Here is a 21,930-nt window from a genome sequence, read left to right on the forward strand (position 1 = left end):
ACGGCGGTGGTGACCGATGCGGGAGACGGGCCGTGGCGCGCGGAGATGGTCGAACTGGTTCGACGAGGTGACGTCGCCCGGCTCGATCACGAGATCGGTCCGGCGCTCGTGGCCAGGCTGCGCGAGCTGGAGAAGGATCTTGTTCTCGGTGGGATCGCCGAAGACGCGTTCGCCGATGTCGTCTCCTTCGCAGGTGGCGCTTGACGGGTCAACCGTCCCGGACCACCCCTAGGACAGCAGTGCCGTCACCGCGGCGTGCGCCTTCCCGGCATCGGGCGCGCCTCCGGTGATCACGTCCGTGTAGACGAACGACTCGCCGATCCGCACCAGCAGGTAGGCCAGGTCCGACACGGGTAACGGGGGTACGAGACGGCCCGCCTTGGCCTCCGTCGACAGCAGGGACTCCAGTTCGGCGATGGTCCGCTGCTGGCAGACGCTTGCCCGGGTCGTCAGCAGGCGCAGGGCCCGCTCCGGCTCCCGGCGCAGGAAGTCCCGGAACGGCGGGGACTCGTTCGCCGATCGGACGAAGCCGCTGACGAAGTCCGCGATACCGGCGGTTCCGCGTCCGACGCACGAGGGCAGCAGGTGAGCAATCGATGCGGACGAAAGGGACCACAGGATCTCGCCCAGCAACCGGTCCCGGGAGCCGATGCGGCGGTGCAGCGTCGCGCGGCTGATGGACAGTGCCGCCGCCAGTTCTCCCATGTCCAGCCGGCGGCCGGACAGGAACCAGGTGCGGGCCAGCTCGAACTCGTGAGACATATGTCAGAATGTCTCACACGACGATCGAGAGGACCAGCAGATGCGCGCAGTGCAGGTGACCGAGTTCGGTGGACCCGAGGTGCTCACGCCCGTCGAACTGCCCGATCCGGTGGCCGGGCCCGGTGAGGTGCTGATCGACGTCGAGCGCGTCGGCGTCAACTACGCCGACACCCACCAGGCCGAGAACTCCTACCTCGCCCCGGCGAAGCTGCCGCTCGTGCCCGGTGGCGAGGTCGTCGGGCGCACGCCGGACGGCAAGCGCGTCGTCGCACTGCTCAACAGCGGTGGCGGGTACGCCGAAAAGGCCGTCGCACCCGAGGTCACCACGTTCCCGGTGCCCGACGGCATCGACGACTTGACCGCGCTGTCCATGCTGGTCCAGGGCGCGACCGCCTGGGTGCTGCTGCGCAAGAACGCCCACCTCGAGCCGGGCGAGTCCGTCGTCGTGCACGCGGCCGCCGGCGGGGTCGGGACGATCGCCGTGCAGCTCGCCAAGGCGTGGGGCGCGGGCCGCGTCATCGCGACCGCCAGCAACGACGAGAAGCGCGCGCTCGCCCTCGAACTCGGCGCCGACGTCGCGGTCGACTCGCGCGCCGAGGACATGACCGCGACGCTGCTCGAGGCCAACGGCGGCCGCCGCGTCGACGTCGTGCTCGACATGGTCGGCGGCAGGACGACCGACCAGAGCATCGCCGCGCTGGCGGCATTCGGCCGGCTGGCGTTCTACGGCATGGCCGGGCGCGAGTCGCCGAAGCCGCTGGACCTGCGCAACATCCTCGGCCACAGCACGACGGTCAGCGGCATGTGGCTGCCGCACGTCTTCCGCCTGCCGGGCAACGTCTTCGGCACGGCGCTGACCGAGCTGTTCGACCTGGTCCTGGCCGGGAACCTCCGCGCGATCCCGGGCGGCGAGTACGCCCTGACGAACGCCCGCGGCGCACACGAAGCCCTGCGCTCCCGCGGCACGGTCGGCAAGCTCCTCCTCGACCCGACGAAGTAAAGCCGTGAAGGCCTCCTTACCGGCCATAAGAGCCGGTAAGGAGGCCTTCACGGCTTTGAAGCCAGCAGGGCCTCCAGCGGCGCGGCCTTGTGGAGGCACTCCTGCCACTCCGCCTCCGGGTCCGAATCCGCCGTGATACCGCCGCCGACGCCCAGGGTTATCGAGCCGTCCGCGATCTCGAACGTCCGGATCGCGACGTTCAGCTCCAGGCCCGCCGCCGGCGAAACCAGGCCGATGGCTCCCGTGTAGACGCCGCGGCCGGACGGCTCCAGTTCCGCGATCAGGTCCTGCGCGCGGATCTTCGGCGCGCCCGTCACCGAGCCCGGCGGGAACGTCGCGGCCAGCAGTTGGGCGTCGGACACCGACGGGCCCAGCACACCCGAGACCGTCGACTCCAGGTGCCACACCCCCGGCGCCGGGCGCACCCGCAGCAGCGACGGCACCGTCACCGAGCCCACCTCGCACACCCGGCCCAGGTCGTTGCGCACCAGGTCCGTGATCATCACGTTCTCCGCGACGTCTTTCGTGGACTGACGCAGCAGCGAAGCGTTCCCGGCGTCAAGAGGCCCGCGCCGGGGGAGCGTTCCCTTGATCGGCGTCGACAGCACCGAACGGCCGTGGCGCGCCAGGAACAGCTCCGGCGAGAACGACACGACCGAACCCCACGAACCCGACAGGAACGCCGCCCGGCGCGGGTTCAGCCGGGAGACGCCGGTGGCGAACAGCGCGGCCGGCGAGCCCGCGAACGAGCCCGTGAAGCGGGTGCAGATGTTCGCCTGGAACAGCTCCCCGGCCTCGATCGCGTGCACGCACGCCTTCACCGCGTCCCGGTGTTCCGACGGCAGCGGACGTCGTAGAGGACCGGCCGTCCAGGAAGGAGCGACCGGCGAAGAATCCAGCAGAGACTCCATTGTGGACACCGACGGGCCGCCGCCGTCCAGGGACTCCAGGTGGCAGGTGCCCGACGCCGACCAGCGCAGCACGTGGTCCGTCCAGCCCCACGCCGTCGCGGGCAGGGCGCCGCGCCGGCCCGACGGGTCCGCCGAGTCGTAGGACAGGTAGCCGAACCAGCCGCCGCCGACCACGCCGTGCGGGGCGTCTACCGGTGCGGGCCAGGACACCGGGCCCGGGGACACCTCAAGCGACGGTGCGATCACCGCGCGTGAGCCGAACCAGTCGCCCGACAGCATCGCGGGCGGCGGCAGGCCACGGGCCCGGGCGTGCGCGGCCAGGACCAGGAGCGCGCGCGACGGCGTCACGTTCGTCCGGAGTGTCCTGCTCTGCACGCGCATGGCGACATTGTCACCGGTCCTACAGCAAAAGGTCGCCCAATGTGAACGGATACACGACGGCGTTCTGCTCCACCGGCCCGCTGATCCCCGGTACCCCCGGCGCGCACGCGTGCTGGTGGATGCCGAGCCGCGCGTGGAACCAGCCCGCCCGGCCCGGGATGCCGTTGTGCCGGATCAGCCAGAGCACGACCTCGGAGTCGGCCCAGCGGTCCGGGTGCAGGCGCTGCTGCCAGCAGTCGTAGTCGGCGTAGATCAGCACCCGCTCGATCCGCGCCGCCTGCCGGACGTGCTTGATCCACAGCTTGATGAACCGGTCGTCGACGCTCGGCGCCGCCACCTCCAGCGCCGGCGCCAGCGACCCGGGCGAGAACGCGCCGAGCTTGCTCGCCGTCCGGACGAAGTGGTCGGCCTGGTCGTGCACCGCGCCGGGCCGCGCGTAGTGGCGGCCGCCGACGTGCAGTCCCGCTTCCTGCGCGCCGGCCAGGCTGCGCTCCGCGGCCGAGCTGCTCCAGTTGACGTTCTCGCTGATCGTCACCGAGACGAACTTGGCCTGCGCGCCGCGGACGGCCTGCCAGTCCGTGACGCGCTCGCGGTGGGACAGCGAGATGCCGAGTTCGGCTTCCGGCTCCGTCACAGTCCGCCCCCGGCGCGTAGATGAGAGCACACCATACGTCGCCGGGAGCGGACCCGCAGTCGCACCACACCGGGTTGATCAGGCGTTTTCGGTCAGGCGCTCTCGCGCTGGAACGTCCGCGTGCCCCACCACACCGACAGCACCGCGAGCGCCGGCAGGACGACGCTCCCGCGCCGGCTGCGCGATCAGCGCCGAGGTGAGCTCCGGGTCGGACAGCGCCTTCGACAGCAGGAGCCGGTACTCCTGCTCGCCGACGTCGGTGAGCCGGTAGGCGACGCGGTCCGGGCCGCCGTCGCCCGGCTCGACGTCGATCTGCTCCAGCAGGTTCAGCGCGTGGTGGATCGACCCCGGCTGGACGTCGGCCACTTGTCCGCCGACCAGCTCAGCAGCTCGCGCCGCACCTGGTAGCCGTGCGCGCGGCCGTACATGCGCACGACCCCGAGGACGAGCAGACGCGTCGCGGACAACCTGGCCTCCTGTACCTGCCGAAATCGCCTTGGGTGGCATCCGTAGGCTAATAAGGTATGAGCACCCCAGTGTTGACTGCGGTGGCCTGGCCCTACGCCAACGGCCCCCGCCACATCGGCCACGTGTCCGGATTCGGCGTCCCGTCCGACGTCTTCTCCCGCTACCAGCGAATGGCCGGCAACCGGGTGCTCATGGTGTCCGGCACCGACGAACACGGCACGCCGATCACCGTCCAGGCCGACAAGGAAGGCCTCACCTCCCAGCAGACCGCCGACAAGTACACCCGTCAGATCGGCAACGACCTGCAGGGCCTCGGCCTGTCCTACGACCTGTTCACCCGGACCACCACCGGCAACCACGCCGACGTGACGCAGCAGATCTTCCTGGCGCTGCACCGCAACGGCTACGTCGTGCCGAAGACCACGCGCGGCGCGATCAGCCCGTCCACCGGCCGCACGCTGCCCGACCGCTACGTCGAGGGCACCTGCCCGATCTGCGGGTACGACGGCGCGCGCGGCGACCAGTGCGACAACTGCGGCAACCAGCTCGACGCCGCGGAGCTGATCAACCCCAAGTCGCGGATCAACGGCGAGACGCCCAAGTTCGTCGAGACCGAGCACTACTTCCTCGACCTCCCGGCGTTCACCAAGACCCTCGGCGACTGGCTCTCGACCAAGACCGACTGGCGCCCGAACGTCCTCAACTTCACCAAGAACCTGATCGACGACATGCGGCCCCGGCCGATCACCCGCGACCTCGACTGGGGCGTCAAGATCCCGCTCGACGGCTGGAGCGACCAGCCGATGAAGCGGTTCTACGTCTGGTTCGACGCGGTGATCGGCTACTTCTCGGCCAGTGTCGAGTGGGCGCGGCGCTCCGGGAACCCGGACGCGTGGCAGGAGTGGTGGACCAACCCCGACGCGCGGTCCTACTACTTCATGGGCAAGGACAACATCACCTTCCACGCCCAGATCTGGCCGGCGCTGCTGTTCGGCCACAACGGCGAGGGCGACAAGGGCGGCGAGGCCGGGAAGTACGGCAAGCTGCACCTGCCGGACGAGATCGTCTCCAGCGAGTTCCTCACCATGAGCGGCTCGAAGTTCTCGACCTCGCGCGGGCGCGTCATCTACGTCGAGGACTTCCTGCGCGACTTCGGCCCGGACACGCTGCGGTACTTCATCTCGGTCGCCGGCCCGGAGACCCAGGACACCGACTTCACCTGGGACGAGTTCGTCCGCCGGACCAACTTCGAGCTGGCCAACGAGTGGGGCAACCTGGTCAACCGGTCCATCTCGATGGCGCACAAGAACGTCGGCGCGATCCCGCGCCCGGAGGCGCCGGCCCCGGCCGACGAAGAGCTGAAGGCGTTGTCCCGCAAGGCGTTCGACACCGTCGGGGCACACCTGGCCCGGTCGCGGTTCAAGCAGGCGGCCGGCGAGGCGATGCGCGTCGTCACGGCGGCGAACAAGTACCTGTCGGACCAGGAGCCGTGGAAGCTCAAGGACGACCCGGCGCGCCGCGACAGCGTGCTGCACACCGCGCTGCAGGTCGTCAGCGACGCCAACACGCTGCTGACGCCGTTCCTGCCGCACTCGGCCCAGAAGATCCACGAGGCCCTCGGCGGCACCGGCGTGTGGGCCGCGCAGCCGGAGCTCAAGGAGGTCGAGGACCTCGACATCGCCGGGCGGGTCAACCCGATCCTCACCGGCGACTACGCGGCGGAGCAGGCGAAGTGGGAGTCGAAGCCGATCGAGGTCGGCGTCCCGCTCGCCAAGCCGTCGCCGCTGTTCACGAAGCTCGACCCGGAGCTCGGGGAGACCGGCCCCGAGTGGGCCCCGATCACGAAGTAAGAGGTACGCGAGTTGGGTGACGAGAAGCGCGAACTGCCCCCGGTCCCGGACCGGCTCCCGGTGGCGGTGGTGGACGCGCACACCCACCTCGACGCGTGCGGCGCGGTCACCGCGGCCGATGTGACGGCCATGGTCGACCGCGCCGAGCGCGCGGGCGTCGCGCGCGTGGTGACGGTGGCCGACGACCTCGCCTCCGCCCGCTGGGCGGCCGAGGCGGCGACGTGGGACCGGCGGGTCTGGGCTGCGGTCGCCGTCCACCCGACGCGGACCAAGGCCTTCGGCGACGCCGAGAAGGCCGAAGTGGAGCGCCTGGCGGGCCAGGACCGCGTGGTCGCCGTCGGCGAGACCGGCCTCGACTACTACTGGGACTACTCGCCCCACGACGCCCAGCAGGACGCCTTCCGCTGGCACATCGACCTCGCGAAGCGGCTCGGCAAGCCGCTGATGATCCACGACCGCGAGGCCCACGAGGACGTATTGCGCATTCTGGTCGAAGAGGGTGCGCCGAATGCCGTAATCTTCCATTGTTTTTCCGGCGACGCGGAAATCGCGCGGCGCTGCATCGACGCCGGTTACGTGCTTTCGTTCGCCGGCACCGTGACGTTCAAGAACGCCAAGGGGCTCCACGAGGCGGCGCGGCTCTGCCCGCCCGACGGTTACCTCGTCGAGACCGACGCGCCGTTTCTGACCCCCCACCCCTTCCGTGGGCGGCCGAACGAGCCGTACGGCGCCGCCTACACCGTCCGTCACCTCGCGGCGCTCAGGGGCGAAGCTGTCCACGAGGTCGCCGAAGCCGTCCGGACCACGGCCGAGCGGATCTACCGACTCCCCAGTGTCACAACGGGTTGAACGCATTGCGACAACCGGGTTCCATGATCGCCCACTCGATGGAGTGACCCAGATCACGACACTCCGGGGGGTGTTTGCGCAACCCGGCGGGACCCGTTACTGTCCCGTGATCGTGCCGGTCGGTACTGCACCATGTAGTTGCCGGCTGTTACGCCCTCAGTCACGTCAGTGCACGTCGGGGAAGCGGAACCGGGTGGTACGACCGGGACCGTGACGATGGCGCCGACTGCGGGCCCAGACGTAAAGATGCCGCCCCGAACGGCGTCTTGGGAAAGGGAACGACCCGGTGACAGGTAGCAGACAGGCTGGAGCACGCTCCGCCGCCGTCCTCGACCGCAATTACTTCGAGGACACCGCGTACGGCCAGCTCGACTTTTCTGACGACCCGAACATCACGCAGCAGGACATCCTCGCCGCGCTCGGCCCCGACGCCGACGCGATGATGGCGTCGATCGACGTCGACGTCGACGAGCTGATCCGCCTCATCAACGCCGAGACCACGTACCTCCCGCCGATCGTCATCCCGGATGAGATCGAGGCGGACCGGACCGCGTCCCCGCAGGCCAAGAAGGCCTTGATGGACGAGAGCATCCGGCAGACCTCCAAGGTCTGGAAGCGCCGCTTCCTCAAGGGCGCCGTCCTCGGCGTCATGATCAGCATCGCCGGCGGCGGCGCGGCCGCGCTGGCGATGAACAAGAGCGTCACCGTCGACGTCGACGGCCAGCAGACCACCGTGCACTCGTTCGGCGACACCGTCGGCGAGGTGCTGGAGGACGCGGGCCTGTCCGTCGGCGCGCACGACTCGCTCTCCCCGTCCCCGCAGGCCGAGGTCGGCGACGGCGGCGTCATCAAGCTCGAGCGCGGCCGCCAGCTGAAGCTGGTCGTGGACGGCGCCGAGCGCACCTCCTGGGTCCGCGCGACCCACCTGGGCGACGCCCTGTCCCAGCTCGGCATGCAGCAGGCCGAGCAGGCCGGCACGTGGATGTCGATGCCGAAGGACGGCGAACTGCCGCTCGAGGGCGCGACCGTCCAGATCAAGACCCTCAAGCACATCACGCTCTACGACGGCGCGAACCAGCCGAAGCAGATCACCACGACCGCGGTCACCACGAAGGAGTTCCTGGGCGAGTACAAGCTCACCCTGGGCCCGGAGGACGCGGCCGAGGGCGGCCTGGACGTCAAGCTGACCGACGGTGCCGAGGTCCACATCAGCCGCACCGGCGTCTCGATGGTCAACCAGAAGGAGACCATCGACCCGCCCGAGCAGAAGGTCGACGACCCGGACCTCGACAAGGGCAAGACCCAGGTCGAGGACCCAGGCACGCCCGGCGAGAAGATGGTGACCTACAAGGTCACGCAGAAGAACGGCAAAGAGGTCTCGCGGCAGTCGATGTCGGAGCAGGTGATCACTCCGGCCAAGCCGAAGATCATCCACGTCGGCACCAAGAAGGCCGCGACCCCCGACATCGGCGACGGTTCCGCGTGGGACCGCATCGCGCAGTGCGAGTCGGGCGGCAACTGGGCCATCAACACCGGCAACGGTTACTACGGCGGCCTCCAGTTCGACAAGCAGACCTGGAACGCCTACGGCGGCTCCCAGTACGCGGCGCTCCCGAACCAGGCTTCGCGTGAAGAGCAGATCGCGGTGGCGGAGAAGGTCCGCGCCGGACGCGGCGGCAGCTACAGCGCCTGGCCGGTCTGCGGCAAGAAGGCCTGACTTCCTTTCCCGAAACGGCCCCCGCCACACGGCGGGGGCCGTTTCGCGTCCCCAGCGAGGCATGACCCGAGTTCCGCCGCCAATCACGTGAGTCACGGGTCTGATCACGCGAGTGTCGGGTCTGATCACGTCGGTTCCGCCTGCGATCACGCGTGTTGACCGCTCAATCACGCGTGTTGACCGCTCAATCACGTGTGTTGACCGCTTAATCACGCGTGTCGGCCTGCTGATCACGCGAGCCGACCGCCCGGGTACGCGAGTCGACCGTCCGGGTACGCGGGCCGACCCGCTGGGTACGCGAGCCGACCGTCCACGTACGCGGGCCGACCGTCCGGGTACGTGGGTCGACCCTCTGGGGCAGGACTCCGGGCGGGCGTGCAGAGGGGGCCGGGTTGTCCTGGGTAGGCTCGTCCGGTGGTTGAACTGTTGGGACCTGCCGAGATCCGCGGGTTGGCGGCCGAGCTGGACGTGCGGCCGACCAAGAAGCTCGGGCAGAACTTCGTGCACGATCCCAACACCGTGCGGCGGATCGTCGACCTCGCGCACCTCGGGCCGGACGACGTCGTCCTCGAGGTCGGGCCCGGGCTCGGGTCCCTGACCCTCGGGCTGCTCGCCGCGGGGGCGCGGGTCGTGGCCGTCGAGATCGATCGCAAGCTCGCCGAACGGCTGCCGAAGACCGTCGCCGAACGCGGGCCGGACGTCGCGGGCCGGCTGGACGTCCTCGAGGCCGACGCCATGCGCGTCTCGAACGCCGACCTGCCCGCCGCGCCCACCGCGCTCGTGGCCAACCTGCCCTACAACGTCGCCGTGCCGGTCGTGCTGCACCTGCTCGCCGAGGTGCCTTCCCTCAAGTCCGGCCTCGTGATGGTCCAGACCGAGGTCGCCGACCGGATGGCCGCGGGCCCGGGCAGCCGGATCTACGGCGTCCCGAGCGTCAAGCTCGCCTGGTACGGCCCGGCGCGCAAGGTCGCCGCCGTGCCACGCTCGGTGTTCTGGCCGGTACCCAACGTCGATTCCGCGCTCGTCGCGTTCGAGCGCGGGGAGACGCCGGCGTCCGAGGACCGGGATCGGCTGTTCGGTCTCGTGGACGCCGCGTTCTCACAACGCAGGAAGACCCTCCGCGCCGCGCTCGCCGGCTGGGCGGGGTCGGCCGAGCGGGCCGGCGAGCTGCTGGTGGCCGCCGGGATCGACCCGAAGACCCGCGGTGAGCAGCTGGACGTGCACGACTTCGCCCGGCTCGCCGCCGTCCGGTGACGCGTCCTCAGTGGAACTGACGGTGCCCGCCGACGCCGGAGCGTGCGCGTCGCGGCGAAATAAGTCTTCCTGAGTGCTGTTCCCGCGATTCGGACACCTCCAGTCGTGTGATCTGGCCCAACAGGCTTGCTTTCGCTCCTCGGGATCGGTTTTACTCAGTACGTCCATCCCGAGCGACTGAGAGACCTGGCTCGCCGAAGTCGCAGCAACCACCCTCCGCAGGGCAGGTGCTACCGCCAGGACCGATGGAGGCCGTCCCGATGAAGAGGGTTGCTCGCCCGCTGCTGCTGACCAAACGCCGCGTTGTCGACGAGGGTCGCCGCTCCGTGACCGCATGTCGACGCTCCAACTGAGCTTGCTCGACCCGTCACACCTCTTCTTCATGCACCGTCCATAGAGGACGGACACTCGCTTGCGGCCGGACGCGCTTCTCTGCGCGCCCCGTTTTCTGGAGCCTTCGTGATCACCGTCGAAAACCTGTCCAAGTCCTTTGCCCTCAACGGAAATCCGGTCGTCGCGCTGCGGGACGTGAGCGTCGACGTCCAGGCCGGCTCACTGTTCGGCGTGGTCGGCCCGGCCGGTTCCGGCAAGTCCGTCCTCGCCCGGTGCATCGCGCTGCAGGAGCGGCCGGACCGCGGTGTCGTCCGGCTCGACGGCCTCAACACCGGCACCCTCGACGGCCGCCGGCTCCGTGAGATCCGCCGCCAGCTCGGCGTCGTCGGCACCAAGCCGGAGCTGATCGCCGAGCGCACCATCGCCGGCAACATCGCGTCCCCGCTGGAGCAGCTGGGCGTCGACGGCCCGCAGCGCCGCAGCAAGGTCGGCTCGCTGCTCGACCTCGTCGGCCTGACCCCGCGCGCCGCGCAGCGTCCCGGCGAGCTCACCGAGGGGCAGCTCCGCCGCGTCGCCGTGGCGAAGGCCCTGGCCGCGGCCCCCGCCGTGCTGCTCGCCGACGACCCGACCGCCGGGATCGACCCGGAGGAGGCCGGCGCGGTGCTCACCGTGCTCGACCGGGCCCGCGCCGAGCTGGGTGTCACCATCGTCATCACGACGCCGGACGCGAGCGTCGTCCGCCGGGTGTGCGACGACGTCGCGGTGCTCGAAGACGGCACCGTCGTCGAGCGTGGCTCCGTGCTCGACCTGATCTCGAACCCGGCCAGCCGCACCGCGCAGGCGCTGCTGCCCGCCATCGAGACCACCCGCTCGCAGTCGTCGCGCTACGACCGCTCGGTCGACGTCGTGCTGGTCGGCTTCGCTTCGGTCGGCGCGCTGCTGCCCGAGGCCGCGGGCCGCTTCGACGTCGAGTTCGCCACCATCGGCGGCGGCCTGACCCGGATCGGCGACACCCCGGTCGGCCGGTTCCGCCTCGGCGTCCGCGGCGAGCGGGCCGACGCGGCGCTGGCGTGGGTCGCCGAGCGCGGCGGTCACGTCACGCACACCGCCCGCGGCCCCCAGGTCGTCGCCGCGGCCTGACCCCGAACGTCCGTGAATGCCACATTGAGGGACGCTATGTCCCTCAATGTGGCATTCACGGCTTTCAGCGGGTGCCGCGCGGGAGCAGCAGGAGTGCGGTGAGCGCGGCCGTGGCGACCAGGGCCGCCGCCCAGGCCGCGGCTGTTGTGTAGCCGTGGACGATCGCCGTCGACGTCGTGAGCCCGGCCGCCGCCGCGGTGGCGATCGTGTTCAGCGTCGCCGTCCCCAGTGACGCGCCGACCTGCTGCGACGTCGTCACGAACGCCGATGCGGCTCCGGCGTCCCGCGCGCCGACGTCGCGGGTCGCGACGTTCAGCACCACCGGCATGCACAGCCCGGCGCCCAGGCCCAGCAGCAGCTGCATCGGCAGGATCACCGCGGCGTACGACGAGTCCGGCTTCAACCGGGTGGCCAGCAGCAACCCGCCCGCCAGCACGAAGAGCCCGCCCGCGAGCAGCGGACGCGGGCCGAAGCGGGCCAGCAACCGCCCCGACAGCTGCGTCGAGGCGAAGAGGTTCGCGCCCAGCGTCGGCAGGAACGCCAGCGCCGCGGCGAGCGCGCCGTAGCCCATCACCGCCTGCAGCTGATACGTCAGGAACAGGAACATCCCGAACGCGCCGAACGACGCGGTCCCGACGGTCAGGTACGCGACGGCGCGGGCGCGGTCGCGCACCACCGCGAGCGGCAGCAGCGGGTGCGGGTGGCGGGCCTGCCGGCTGACGAACGCGCCGAGCAGCACCACCGCGAGCGCGAGGAAACCCAGTACCCACAACGAGTTCCAGCCCAGCGTCGCCGCTTCGGACAGCGCGTGCACCAGCACGACGACGCCGCCGCAGCTGAGCAGCGTACTGGTCCAGTCCAGCTTGGTGTCGCGGTGCCCGGCCGTGGCCGGCACGGCGAACCAGGCGCCCAGCCCGGCCACCACGGCGAGCGGCACGTTGATGTAGAGCGACCAGCGCCAGTCGAGGAACCGCGTGAGCGCGCCGCCGAGCGTGAGGCCGAGCGCGGAGCCGGAGATCATGATGGCGCTGAAGATCCCGAACGCCTTCCCGCGTTCGCGCGGGTCGGTGAAGGTGAGCGTCAGCAGGGACATCGTCGACGGCGCGAGCAGCGCGGCGAACACACCCTGGGCGGCGCGCGCGGCGATCAGCCAGCCGGCGCTCGGCGCCGCGCCGCCGAGCGCGGAGGCGACGGCGAACCCGGCGACGCCGACGAGCAGCGTCGTGCGGCGGCCGAGCCGGTCGGCCAGCCGGCCGCCGAGCAGCAGCAGGCCGCCGAACGCCAGCGTGTACGCGGAGATCGTCCACTGGCGGCCGGTGTCGGACATGCCGAGCGCGCGCTGCGCCGAGGGCAGCGCGATGTTCACGACGGTCGTGTCGAGCACGACCATGAGCTGGGCCAGACCCAGCGCGGCGAGCGCGAGCCGGCGGCTCACGGCGCGCGGTGGCGCGAGTGCGGTCATGGTGGACCCCCGAGGTAGGCTGTGGATGCATTGCTTGACGGCCGACTAGCAATGCCGAAGGTAGGTCATTGCTAGTCGGCCGTCAAGTAAGTTGAGGAGTGAGGCATGGCCGGGCGGCGCACCGACACGCGCGAACGTATCCAGCGCGTCGCGCTCGAACTGTTCGCCGAGCAGGGCTACGAGGGCAGCTCGCTGCGGGAGATCGCCGAGCGGCTGGACGTCACGAAAGCCGCGCTGTACTACCACTTCCGCACGAAGGAGGACATCGTCTCGAGCCTCCTCGAGGACTGGGGGACCGCGCTCGACGACCTTCTGGCGCGCGAGACGGGCCCGGCCGAGCTGCTCACCGCGTACGCCGGGCTGGTCGAGACCCGGTTCGGCCCGGTGATGGGCCTGGTCCAGCGCAACACGTCGGCGTTGAAGGCGATCGCGGCCGGCGCGGGCCTGGCGGATCGGATGCTGCGGCTGCACGAGCGGCTCCGCGGCGGTTCGGCCGACCCCGAGTCCGATCTGCGGGCCCGGCTCGCGCTCGTGGCCGTCCAGCTCAACAGCGCCGAGGGCGGCCCGGGCACGCCGCCGGGCGTCGCGCTCGCCGTCGCGCTCGACGTCCTTTCTCCTGACGGGAAGCCGGCCGGTGCGGGCACGTAGGCTGGTCGGGTGCTCGCTGTAGTCCCGCCCCCAGTCACCGTCCGGGTCCCGGCCAAGGTCAACTTGCACCTGGCGGTCGACGACCTGCGCGAGGACGGTTACCACGAGCTGGTGACCGTGTTCCAGGCCTTGTCACTGACCGACGAGGTGACCGTCGCGGTCACCGACGACCCGGGCCTGGAGATCTACGGCGAGGGTGAGGGCTCGGTGCCCACCGACGCCACGAACCTGGCCTGGCGCGCCGTCGAAGCGCTGGCCGCGCACGTCGGCCGCACCGAAGAGCCGAAGATCCGCGTGGTGCTGCGCAAGGGCATCCCGGTCGCCGGCGGCATGGCGGGCGGCAGCGCCGACGCGGCGGCGACGCTCGTCGGGCTCGCCTCCCTCTGGAACCTCGAGATCACGCGCGACGAGCTGGCCGGGATCGCCGCCGGCCTGGGCAGCGACGTCCCGTTCGCGCTCTACGGCGGCACGGCGCTGGGCACCGGCCGCGGCGAGCAGCTGGTCCCGGTGCTGTCGCGGCACACGTTCCACTGGGTGCTGGCCTTCGACCAGCGCGGCCTGTCGACGCCGAAGGTGTTCGGCGAGCTGGACCGGCTGCGCGCGGAGGGCAACCCGCCGCGGATCGGCTCGCACACGCCGGTCGCCGAGGCGCTGGCCTCGGGCGACCCGCGTCAGCTGGCTCTGCTGCTGGGCAACGACCTTCAGGCGGCGGCGGTCTCGCTGCGCCCGGGCCTGCGCCGCACGCTGCGGGCCGGCGTCAACGCGGGTGCGCTCGCGGGCACGGTCTCCGGCTCCGGCCCGACGTGCGCGTTCCTCTGCGAAGACGCGCAGGCGGCGGTCGAGGTCGCGGCCGAGCTGTCGGGCGCGGGGGTGTGCCGCACCGTCCGCGTGGCCCACGGTCCGGTGCCCGGAGCGCGGGTGGTCGGCGGGGACGACGCACCGCGTCCGTCGCCGCCGCGGGTGCACGCGTGAAGCGCGCCGAGTTCGCGTTCCCGGGACCGTTGCGGGACAAGCTCGTCGGGGCGATCCTCGACGGCACGAAGACGACGACGTCCGCGTTGCTCGCCGGCTACGAAATCGACGGCGAGGCGCCGCCCGCGGTGGGCGAGCGTGAACTGGTCGTCGACTCCGCCGACAAGGGCGTCGCGATCATCGAGATCCGCGAAGTGCGGGTCGTCCCACTGTCCGAAGTGGACCTCGCGCACGCGGTCGGTGAGGGCGAGGGCTTCACCACCGTCGCCGAGTGGCGCGCGGACCACACCTCCTTCTGGCACACGGCCGAAGTGCGCGCCGAGCTGGGAGATCCCGAATTCACCGTGGACGACACGACACTGGTCGTGGCGACCCGGTTCACGATCGTGGAAAGGATCGGCTGAGCGCATGGCCAACCTGGTCAACCTGGAGGCGGTGAGCAAGTCCTACGGGGTGAAGCCACTGCTGGACGGCGTCTCGCTGGGCGTCGCGGCCGGGCAGCGCATCGGCGTCGTCGGTCTCAACGGCGGCGGCAAGACCACGCTCCTCGAAGTCCTTTCCGGACTCGCCACGCCGGATTCCGGGCGGGTGAGCCACGTCGGCGGCCTGCGGATGGCCGTCGTCACCCAGCGGACCGAGCTGCCGGACGGCAGCAGCGTCGGCGAAGTCGTGCTCGAACGCTACGGCGCCGAGCACGAATGGGCCGCCGACGCGCGCGTCCGGTCCATTGTGGACGGATTGGGCATCACCGCGATCGGGCTCGAGACGCCCACCGCGAACCTCTCCGGCGGTGAGCGGCGCCGGGTTTCGCTGGCCGCCGCGCTGACCGGCGAGCTCGACCTCGTCGTGCTCGACGAGCCGACGAACCACCTGGACGTCGAAGGTGTCCAGTGGCTCGCCGACCACCTGCTGACCCGGCGCATCGCGGTTGTGGTCGTCACGCACGACCGGTGGTTCCTGGACACCGTCGCGAGCGTGACCTGGGAGGTGGCCAACGGCCGCGTCGAGAACTACGAAGGCGGTTACGCGGACTGGATCTTCGCGCGCGCCGAGCGGGCGCGGCTGGCCGCGACGGCCGAGGAGAAGCGGCAGAACCTGGCGCGCAAGGAGCTGGCGTGGCTGCGCCGCGGCCCGCAGGCGCGCTCGTCCAAGCCGCGCTACCGGATCGACGCCGCCGAGGCGCTGATCGCGGACGTCCCGCCGCCGCGCGACTCCGTCGAGCTGATGGCGTTCGCGAAGCGGCGGCTCGGCAAGACCGTGCTGGAGCTGGAAGACACGACGTACACGGTGGGTGAGCGGACGCTGCTCGACCACGTCACCTGGCGGGTCGGCCCCGGCGACCGGATCGGCCTGGTCGGCATCAACGGCTCCGGCAAGACATCGCTGCTCAAGCTGCTCGGCGGCGACGTCGAGGGCTCGACGGGGCGCCGGATCGAGGGCAAGACCGTCGCGCTCGCGCACCTGCGCCAGGAGCTCGACGACCTGCCCGCCGACCTGCGTGTGCTGCAGGCGATCGAGCAGGTCGCCGGGCGCGTGGTCTTCGGCAAGCAGGAGATGACGGCGTCGCAGCTCGGCGAGAAGCTCGGCTTCCCGCAGGCCCGCCAGTGGACACCGGTCGGCGACCTCTCCGGCGGCGAGCGGCGCCGGCTGCAGCTGTGCCGGCTGCTGATGGCCGAGCCGAACGTCCTGCTCCTCGACGAGCCGACGAACGACCTGGACATCGACACCCTGCAGCAGCTGGAAGACCTGCTCGACGGCTGGCCGGGCACGATGATCGTCGTCTCGCACGACCGCTACCTGGTCGAACGCGTCTGCGACACGATCGTCGCCCTCTTCGGCGACGGCCGCATCACCCACCTGCCGGGCGGCATCGAGGAGTACCTGAACCGCCGCGCCCTCGCCAAGGAACCGGCGGGCGCGACGGCCCCGACGGCGGCAAAAGCCGAGGCCAAGAAGTCAGCGGCGGACCTCCGCGCGGCGCAGAAGGACCTGGGGCGCCTGGAGCGCAAGCTGGACCAGCTGCACGCGAAGGAGGAGAAGCTCCACGCGGCCCTGCTCGAGGCGGCGACGGACCCGGCGAAGCTGATGGAGCTGAACGCCCAGCTGAAGGGCGTCAAGGGCGAGATCGAGGACGTCGAGGCACGCTGGCTGGAGACGTCCGAGCTGCTGGAGTGACCGGTTTCCGCGTTGGTCGGCGGGTGTTGACACCCAGACAGTAATCTGACGCGCATGAGCAGGTTCGTGGACACGCTCGTCGCCACCGCGGCGGGGCGAGGTCAGCAGCGTGGCATGGTTACCGGGGAGCCGAAGGAGCCGGTCCGGCGGACCTGGGGTGAGGTGCACGAACGGGCCCGGCGGATCGCCGGTGGCCTGGTCGCCTCGGGGTTCGAGCGGGGCGGGGCCGTTGCGGTGCTGGCCGCGGCGCCGGTGTTGATCGCGCCCACCGTGCAGGCCGTGTGGCTGGCCGGGGGCAGCGTCACCATGCTGCACCAGCCGACCCCGCGGACCGACCTCGCCGAGTGGGCCGAGGACACCGTGCGCATCCTGGGGATGATCGGGTCGGACCTGGTGCTGCTGGGCGAGCCGTTCGACCAGCTGGCCCCGGTGCTGGAGCAGAAGGGCATCGGCTTCAAGCTCATCAACGAGCTGGCCGGCGCCGAGCCGCTCGCCGAGGTCGTCGTCACCGATGAGGGCGAGACCGCGCTGCTGCAGCTGACCAGCGGGTCGACCGCCGACCCGAAGGCCGTGCGGATCACTTACGGCAACCTGTACTCCAACGTCAAGGCCATGGTCGACCGCGCGGAGTTCGACTTCGACACCGACGTGATGGTGTCCTGGCTGCCGACCTTCCACGACATGGGGATGGTCGGGTTCCTGACCGTGCCGATGACGTTCGGCGTCGAGCTGGTCAAGATCACCCCGGTCGAGTTCCTGTCCGGGCCGCTGATCTGGCCCGAGCTGATCACGAAGTACCACGGCACGACGACGGCGGCGCCGAACTTCGCCTACGCGATCGTCGGGCGCCGGATGGCCCGCGTCGACGACGACGACGCCTACGACCTGTCGACGCTGCGGATCGCCCTGAACGGTGCCGAACCCGTCGACGAGACCGCCGTCCAGACCTTTGTGGACGCCGGTGCCCGCTTCAAGATGCCCGCGGAGTGCGTCTTCCCGGCCTACGGCATGGCCGAGGCGACGCTCGCGGTGTCGTTCGCGCCGCTGTTCACCGGGCTCACCCTGGACGTCGTCGAAGCCGACGCGCTCGAGGCCGACAACCGCGCGGTGCCGGTGCCCGAGGGCGACGAACGGCGCGGCACCGACAGCGTCCGCTCGTTCGCGGTCCTCGGCCGGCCGCTCGACGGGCTCGAGGCGGAGATCGTCGACGACAAGGGCGGGCGGCTCGGCGAGCGCGAGGTCGGCGAGATCCGGCTGCGCGGCGAGGCCGTCACACCCGGCTACCTGACGATGAACGGGCCGCTCGACACCCAGGACGCCGACGGCTGGCTCGACACCGGCGACCTCGGCTACCTGATCGACGGCCAGATCGTCATCTGCGGCCGCCGCAAGGACGTCATCATCATGGGCGGCCGCAACCTGTACCCGACGGACATCGAGCGCGCGGCCACGTCGGTCGAGGGTGTGCGCGCGGGCAACGCGGTCGCCGTGCGCATCGACGCCGGCAGCCGTCGCGAGCGCTTCGCGGTGGTCCTGGAGTCCAAGCTGGCAGGTGACGCCGACGCCGAGAAGAACCTGGTGAAGCAGGTGTCGGCCCGGGTCCGCGACGCCGTCGACATGCGGCCGTACGCGGTGGTCGTGCTCCCGGCGGGCAGCCTGCCGAAGACGCCGTCCGGCAAGGTCAAGCGCGCGGCGACGGCCACCCAGTTCGCGGACAAGATCAAGAAGAACGCGGACGCCTGACGCGTCACTTCCACGTGAAAGTGCCCACCCGGGGGCGGCACTTTCACGTGAAAGTGCCGCTCTAGCGCTGTGGGAGGTGGTCCGCCAGCTCGGCGGGTGGGGTGGCGCGCTCCGCGGTGGCTTCCACCGAGGTGCGCGCGCCCGGGAGGTCCGGGGCGCGGCCCGAGCGGGCGGCGAGCTGGTCCTCGGCCGAGTCGAGGAACTCGTCGACCTCGCGCTCGTCGTACCCGCGCTTGCCGATCAGGGGCTTCGAGAACACCACGTGGTGCACTTCCGCGGCGGTCAGGTCGTCCTCCTCGGCGAACGTCTTGGCGATGCGCCGGACGAGCTCGTCGACCTCGTGCTTGGCGTAGCCACGGCGACCGATCGGGGCGTTACCGAATGTGACCTCGGCGAGGTCTTCGGCGGTGAACGACATGGAACTCTCTCCGATTCCGGGGTTGGCGGTGCGAACTCCCGTACACCGTCCTAACCCGTGAACAGGCTCCTCGGAAGGGGCAACCCCGAACCTCACCCCGACGGGCGCCCCGGCGCCCGCCATCGAGTGAGCGGAACTACCCAGCGCCATGTGGCGGGTTTCACACTTCGACCAGCGGGTTCAGCCGCGGCCGAACCACTTCCGGGTGCCCGGCGGCGGGGCTTCCCCGGCCACCGGGGGCGGCGGGGTCCGCAACGCGATCAGCGCCGCCTCGGCCTCGTCGAGGAACATGTCGACCTGCGCCTGGTCGTAGCTGCGCGCGCCGATCGGCATGATCGTGAAGTCGACGTAGTGGATGTCGTCGGCGGTCAGGATGTTGCGCCCGGCGAGCGCCTCGGCGATGAGGTCGAGGAACGCGTCGACTTGGTCTTCGTCGTAACCGCGACGGCCGAACCGGGGCTTGCCGAACGCGATCGCCCGGACTTCGTCAGGGGTCATGGAGTCACCTTGCCACCCGTGTCAGCCCGCGTGAAAGGTGTTCTGCGCCGCAGCGAGGCCGGTCCCGACCAGGGCCTCGGTGGCGTCCGCGCAGCGGTCCACCTCGAACGGGAGCTCCTTGCGCTCGACCGTCGAAAAGTCCTTCAGCACGAAGTCCGCCGGGTCCTGGCGGCCGGGCGGGCGGCCGATGCCGAACCGCACCCGGTAGTACTCGCGGGTGCCGAGCGACTTCGTGATCGAGCGGAGCCCGTTGTGGCCGTTGTCGCCGCCGCCGAACTTGAGCTTCAGGGCGCCGAAGTCGACGTCCAGCTCGTCGTGCACCACGACGACGCCGGTCGGCGGCACCTTGAAGAACTTCGCCGCGCCGGCCACCGGCCCGCCGGAGAGGTTCATGTAGGACCGCGGCTTCACGAGCACGACCCGCCGGCCGCCGAGACGGCCTTCGACCACGTCCGCGCCGCTCTTGTGCGACTTGAACTTGCCGCCGATCCGGCCGGCGAGCTCGTCCAGCACCAGGAAGCCGACGTTGTGCCGGTTGCCGGCGTACTGGGGTCCGGGATTGCCGAGGCCGGCGAGCAGGATCAGCTCGCCGGCCCCGGGCAGGTCTTCGGTCACGCTTGAGCTACTCGCCGGCTTCGGCCGACTCGTCGCCCGCTTCGCCCGTGCCGTCTTCGCCCTCTTCCTCTTCACGCTGCGGCTCGTTGACGGCCACGACGAGGGAGTCCGGGTCGGTGATCAGGGCGGCGCCCTGGGGCAGCTCGACCTGGGAGGCGGTGATCTGGGTGCCGATCGGGGCGCCCTCGATGGAGACCTCGAACTGGTCCGGGATGTGCAGCGCCTCGACCTCGACCTGCAGGGTGCCGACGTCCTGGTTGACCAGGCCGCCGGGGCCCGGGTTGCCGGTGACGACGACGGGGACGTCGACGATGATCTTCTCGCCGCGCTTCACGACCAGCAGGTCGACGTGCTCGATGTAGTTCTTGAGCGGGTGCACGACGATGGTCTTCGTCAGCGCCAGCTCGTCGGAGCCCTCGAGGGCCAGGGTGATGACGGCGTTGGAGCCGTTCTCCCGGACGACGCGGGCGAACTCGATGGCCGGCAGCGCGAAGTGCCGCGGGTCCGAGCCGTGGCCGTACAGCACGGCGGGGATCTTGCCGGCGCGACGCGTGCGACGCGCGGCACCCTTGCCGAACTCGGTGCGCGGTTCGACGGACAGACGTACCTCGGACACGGTGTGGCACTCCTTCAAATCACGAACATGGTGCGGTGAACAGCATGCTGCGGCGGGGATGCGGTGGTCTTCTCGTTCAGGTGGTCGCGTTCGGCGGCGAGTTTCCGGGCGTGCACAACAGCCGGGAGCTACTCCGAGCCGCCGCGTCGATCACGCCGGGCACCCTGGAAGGGCCCCGCCTCGCCGAGACAACCTCAAGAGTGTAAACCAACCTCATCACGGTGGGTTGCGGCGGGTGCCAGGACCAGGCTAGAACCCTCTTGAGCCCGGGACGTGACGACACAAATCCGGTGGCGGAGCTCCGCCTGCCGGGGTGTGCTCGGCGGAGCGGGAGAGCAGGGGGCGCAGATGCGGGCTCGAGGCACGGTGGCGGCCGTGTTGCTGGTGGGTGGACTGCTGGCCGGTTGTCAGGTGGCGGTCCCCGGCACGGCCGGCGTCTCCGCGGCCGACCGGGAGAAGGCGGACCGGCGCGCCGAGCAGCGCACCGCCGTCGACGCCGCCCTCGCCGCGCTGGAACAGGCGCCCGCGCTCGCGCTGAAGTCGACGCTCAAGGGCGCCGAGCAGCAGTTCCGGGTCACCCGCGGCGGCAGCGCGGCCGGCGCCCTGCCGCTCGACGGCCGCGCCGTCCAGGTGGCGGCCGCCGACGGCCAGTTCTACCTGCAGGCCGACGCGGACTACTGGAAGGCGCACGCGATCGACGAGGGCACGCAGTTCGGCACGAGCTGGGTGCGCTCGCTCGGTTCCGAGCTGCCGCTGGACCCGGCGGCCAAGTTCGCCCCCGCCGCGCTGGCCGGCGCGCTGCGCAAGGCCGTCACCGGGATGGACCAGACGCGGGAGCCGGTCAAGACCAAGCTGCCGGACGGCACGGAGGTCTACGAGCTGGGCGCCGCGCCCAGCGTCCTGCGCGTCAGCACCGCCAAGCCCAACCGCGTCGTCAGCTTCGCCCCGGTGCTGCTCGACCCGCAGGGCGGGCCGGAGTTCGGCGCCGAGTTCCGGGTCACCCCGCTCACCGGGGACGCGCTGAAGACGTTCCACACCGACCTCGACAACACCGTCGGCGGGCTGGGCCAGCCGTTCGAGGGACTGGTGCAGGCGAGCGCCGTCGTCACGAACGACAACCTCGACTGCAAGGACTTCGTCGGCTCGTGCACGACGACCGTGGACGTCTCGACCAGCGTCGTCGGCACGCCGGCGTCCGGCGGGAAGAGCACCGTGCACATCACCCTGTCCGTCGAGGTGAGCGCCGACTCGCTCGGCGCGCAGACCTGCACGGCGGCGGCCGACGCGGAGCCGTACGCGACGGTCAAGATGTCCTGCGCGGTCAAGTTCAAGCTCCCCAACCGCACGGCCAGCTACCAGGTGCTGTCCAAGCCGACCGCGACCGCGGAGGTCCGCGCGGCGCTCGACGTCAACGCGGTGAAGCAGAAGCTGGCCACGGAGTTCGCGGCGCTGGGCGGCTGACCTGGACACCTACCCCGGGGTGC

General features: G+C 71.0%; 22 protein-coding genes, 1 pseudogene and 1 riboswitch. Of the genes and pseudogenes, 14 read left to right on the top strand and 9 right to left on the bottom strand.

All coding sequences use genetic code 11. From position 1 onward, the window contains the following. Nucleotides 1-9: 9 nt before the first annotated feature. Nucleotides 10-204, top strand: a complete 195-nt coding sequence (locus tag OG570_RS17400) for a hypothetical protein (RefSeq protein WP_326957677.1) — start codon at nt 10-12, stop codon at nt 202-204. A 24-nt stretch (nt 205-228) separates the two neighbouring features. Here the strand turns inward: OG570_RS17400 and OG570_RS17405 are convergent, their stop codons facing one another. After that, a complete protein-coding gene (locus OG570_RS17405) occupies nt 229-762 on the bottom strand; it encodes a QsdR family transcriptional regulator (protein WP_326957679.1) in 534 nt (177 codons plus the stop codon). Between the two features lie 40 nt (nt 763-802). On the opposite strand from OG570_RS17405, the gene OG570_RS17410 reads away from it, so the two are divergent. Next, the gene (locus tag OG570_RS17410; protein WP_326957680.1) at nt 803-1,762 is read left to right on the top strand and encodes a quinone oxidoreductase family protein; all 960 of its coding nucleotides are present in this window, start codon (nt 803-805) and stop codon (nt 1,760-1,762) included. Nucleotides 1,763-1,809: 47 nt separating this feature from the next. Here the strand turns inward: OG570_RS17410 and OG570_RS17415 are convergent, their stop codons facing one another. From OG570_RS17415 to OG570_RS17425, 3 genes and pseudogenes are all read right to left on the bottom strand, one after another. Further along, nucleotides 1,810-3,054: an aminodeoxychorismate synthase component I gene (locus OG570_RS17415; protein ID WP_326957681.1), complete on the bottom strand. Its 1,245-nt coding sequence runs from the start codon at nt 3,052-3,054 to the stop codon at nt 1,810-1,812. 19 nt (nt 3,055-3,073) lie between these two features. Beyond that, nucleotides 3,074-3,688 carry a glycoside hydrolase family 25 protein gene (locus OG570_RS17420; RefSeq protein ID WP_326957682.1) on the bottom strand — a complete coding sequence of 205 codons (615 nt, stop codon included), beginning with the start codon at nt 3,686-3,688 and terminating at the stop codon, nt 3,074-3,076. A gap of 198 nt (nt 3,689-3,886) precedes the next feature. After that, nucleotides 3,887-4,155, bottom strand: a pseudogene (locus tag OG570_RS17425) (PadR family transcriptional regulator); the annotation flags it as partial. 57 nt (nt 4,156-4,212) lie between these two features. Between OG570_RS17425 and metG the strand changes: the two are divergent. The 5 genes from metG (at nt 4,213) to OG570_RS17450 (ending at nt 11,299) form a co-directional block, all read left to right on the top strand. Then, entirely contained in the window at nt 4,213-6,006 is a 1,794-nt protein-coding gene (gene metG, locus OG570_RS17430) for a methionine--tRNA ligase (RefSeq protein WP_247057971.1), read from the top strand. A 12-nt stretch (nt 6,007-6,018) separates the two neighbouring features. Then, nucleotides 6,019-6,855 carry a TatD family hydrolase gene (locus OG570_RS17435; RefSeq protein ID WP_326944484.1) on the top strand — a complete coding sequence of 279 codons (837 nt, stop codon included), beginning with the start codon at nt 6,019-6,021 and terminating at the stop codon, nt 6,853-6,855. A gap of 286 nt (nt 6,856-7,141) precedes the next feature. Then, entirely contained in the window at nt 7,142-8,572 is a 1,431-nt protein-coding gene (locus OG570_RS17440; protein ID WP_326944483.1) for a transglycosylase family protein, read from the top strand. A gap of 414 nt (nt 8,573-8,986) precedes the next feature. Beyond that, nucleotides 8,987-9,826 (top strand): 16S rRNA (adenine(1518)-N(6)/adenine(1519)-N(6))-dimethyltransferase RsmA, encoded by an 840-nt coding sequence (rsmA, locus tag OG570_RS17445; protein ID WP_247057964.1) that lies wholly within the window; start codon nt 8,987-8,989, stop codon nt 9,824-9,826. Between the two features lie 161 nt (nt 9,827-9,987). After that, nucleotides 9,988-10,078: riboswitch (SAM riboswitch) on the top strand. Nucleotides 10,079-10,285: 207 nt separating this feature from the next. Next, nucleotides 10,286-11,299: a methionine ABC transporter ATP-binding protein gene (locus OG570_RS17450; protein WP_326957683.1), complete on the top strand. Its 1,014-nt coding sequence runs from the start codon at nt 10,286-10,288 to the stop codon at nt 11,297-11,299. Between the two features lie 64 nt (nt 11,300-11,363). Here the strand turns inward: OG570_RS17450 and OG570_RS17455 are convergent, their stop codons facing one another. Next, nucleotides 11,364-12,761 carry a DHA2 family efflux MFS transporter permease subunit gene (locus OG570_RS17455; RefSeq protein WP_326957685.1) on the bottom strand — a complete coding sequence of 466 codons (1,398 nt, stop codon included), beginning with the start codon at nt 12,759-12,761 and terminating at the stop codon, nt 11,364-11,366. Between the two features lie 105 nt (nt 12,762-12,866). Here OG570_RS17455 and OG570_RS17460 point away from each other — a divergent pair, with 105 nt between their 5' ends. Genes OG570_RS17460 through OG570_RS17480 form a run of 5 tightly spaced genes read left to right on the top strand, consistent with a single transcriptional unit; the run spans nt 12,867 to nt 18,299 of the window. After that, entirely contained in the window at nt 12,867-13,409 is a 543-nt protein-coding gene (locus OG570_RS17460) for a TetR/AcrR family transcriptional regulator (RefSeq protein ID WP_326944479.1), read from the top strand. A 9-nt stretch (nt 13,410-13,418) separates the two neighbouring features. Next, nucleotides 13,419-14,381, top strand: a complete 963-nt coding sequence (locus OG570_RS17465) for a 4-(cytidine 5'-diphospho)-2-C-methyl-D-erythritol kinase (RefSeq protein WP_247057956.1) — start codon at nt 13,419-13,421, stop codon at nt 14,379-14,381. Continuing rightward, on the top strand, nt 14,378-14,785 hold the full coding sequence (locus OG570_RS17470) for an ASCH domain-containing protein (protein ID WP_326957687.1): 408 nt from the start codon (nt 14,378-14,380) through the stop codon (nt 14,783-14,785). Before OG570_RS17465 ends, OG570_RS17470 begins: the two co-directional genes overlap by 4 nt. Before the next feature lie 4 nt (nt 14,786-14,789). Further along, a complete protein-coding gene (locus tag OG570_RS17475) occupies nt 14,790-16,556 on the top strand; it encodes an ABC-F family ATP-binding cassette domain-containing protein (protein WP_326957688.1) in 1,767 nt (588 codons plus the stop codon). A 54-nt stretch (nt 16,557-16,610) separates the two neighbouring features. Beyond that, complete coding sequence (locus OG570_RS17480) at nt 16,611-18,299, top strand: fatty acyl-AMP ligase (protein WP_326957690.1); 1,689 nt, start codon at nt 16,611-16,613, stop codon at nt 18,297-18,299. A gap of 61 nt (nt 18,300-18,360) precedes the next feature. Here OG570_RS17480 and OG570_RS17485 read toward each other — a convergent pair whose 3' ends face one another. From OG570_RS17485 to OG570_RS17500, 4 genes are all read right to left on the bottom strand, one after another. Continuing rightward, complete coding sequence (locus OG570_RS17485; RefSeq protein WP_326957692.1) at nt 18,361-18,717, bottom strand: DivIVA domain-containing protein; 357 nt, start codon at nt 18,715-18,717, stop codon at nt 18,361-18,363. Between the two features lie 180 nt (nt 18,718-18,897). Further along, the gene (locus OG570_RS17490) at nt 18,898-19,215 is read right to left on the bottom strand and encodes a DivIVA domain-containing protein (RefSeq protein WP_305879357.1); all 318 of its coding nucleotides are present in this window, start codon (nt 19,213-19,215) and stop codon (nt 18,898-18,900) included. Between the two features lie 21 nt (nt 19,216-19,236). Further along, on the bottom strand, nt 19,237-19,830 hold the full coding sequence (gene pth / locus OG570_RS17495; protein ID WP_247057946.1) for an aminoacyl-tRNA hydrolase: 594 nt from the start codon (nt 19,828-19,830) through the stop codon (nt 19,237-19,239). Nucleotides 19,831-19,837: 7 nt separating this feature from the next. Continuing rightward, nucleotides 19,838-20,446, bottom strand: coding sequence for a 50S ribosomal protein L25/general stress protein Ctc (locus OG570_RS17500; protein WP_326944474.1), 609 nt, complete (start codon nt 20,444-20,446; stop codon nt 19,838-19,840). Nucleotides 20,447-20,481: 35 nt separating this feature from the next. On the opposite strand from OG570_RS17500, the gene OG570_RS17505 reads away from it, so the two are divergent. Both OG570_RS17505 and OG570_RS17510 read left to right on the top strand, forming a co-directional pair. After that, nucleotides 20,482-20,652 (top strand): hypothetical protein, encoded by a 171-nt coding sequence (locus OG570_RS17505; RefSeq protein ID WP_326944473.1) that lies wholly within the window; start codon nt 20,482-20,484, stop codon nt 20,650-20,652. Between the two features lie 160 nt (nt 20,653-20,812). Continuing rightward, a complete protein-coding gene (locus OG570_RS17510; RefSeq protein WP_442788321.1) occupies nt 20,813-21,907 on the top strand; it encodes a hypothetical protein in 1,095 nt (364 codons plus the stop codon). Nucleotides 21,908-21,930 lie beyond the last annotated feature (23 nt).

The organism is Amycolatopsis sp. NBC_01286, from assembly GCF_035982555.1.
Taxonomy (GTDB): Bacteria; Actinomycetota; Actinomycetes; order Mycobacteriales; family Pseudonocardiaceae; genus Amycolatopsis.

Bases quoted from the DNA above. Each gene is read 5' to 3' on its own strand.
- OG570_RS17455 (WP_326957685.1), bottom strand. From the start codon at position 12,761: ATGACCGCACTCGCGCCACCGCGCGCCGTGAGCCGCCGGCTCGCGCTC.
- OG570_RS17460 (WP_326944479.1), top strand. From the start codon at position 12,867: ATGGCCGGGCGGCGCACCGACACGCGCGAACGTATCCAGCGCGTCGCG.
- OG570_RS17405 (WP_326957679.1), bottom strand. From the start codon at position 762: ATGTCTCACGAGTTCGAGCTGGCCCGCACCTGGTTCCTGTCCGGCCGC.
- OG570_RS17490 (WP_305879357.1), bottom strand. From the start codon at position 19,215: ATGACCCCTGACGAAGTCCGGGCGATCGCGTTCGGCAAGCCCCGGTTC.
- OG570_RS17415 (WP_326957681.1), bottom strand. From the start codon at position 3,054: ATGCGCGTGCAGAGCAGGACACTCCGGACGAACGTGACGCCGTCGCGC.
- OG570_RS17410 (WP_326957680.1), top strand. From the start codon at position 803: ATGCGCGCAGTGCAGGTGACCGAGTTCGGTGGACCCGAGGTGCTCACG.
- OG570_RS17475 (WP_326957688.1), top strand. From the start codon at position 14,790: ATGGCCAACCTGGTCAACCTGGAGGCGGTGAGCAAGTCCTACGGGGTG.
- metG (WP_247057971.1), top strand. From the start codon at position 4,213: ATGAGCACCCCAGTGTTGACTGCGGTGGCCTGGCCCTACGCCAACGGC.
- OG570_RS17485 (WP_326957692.1), bottom strand. From the start codon at position 18,717: ATGTCGTTCACCGCCGAAGACCTCGCCGAGGTCACATTCGGTAACGCC.
- OG570_RS17480 (WP_326957690.1), top strand. From the start codon at position 16,611: ATGAGCAGGTTCGTGGACACGCTCGTCGCCACCGCGGCGGGGCGAGGT.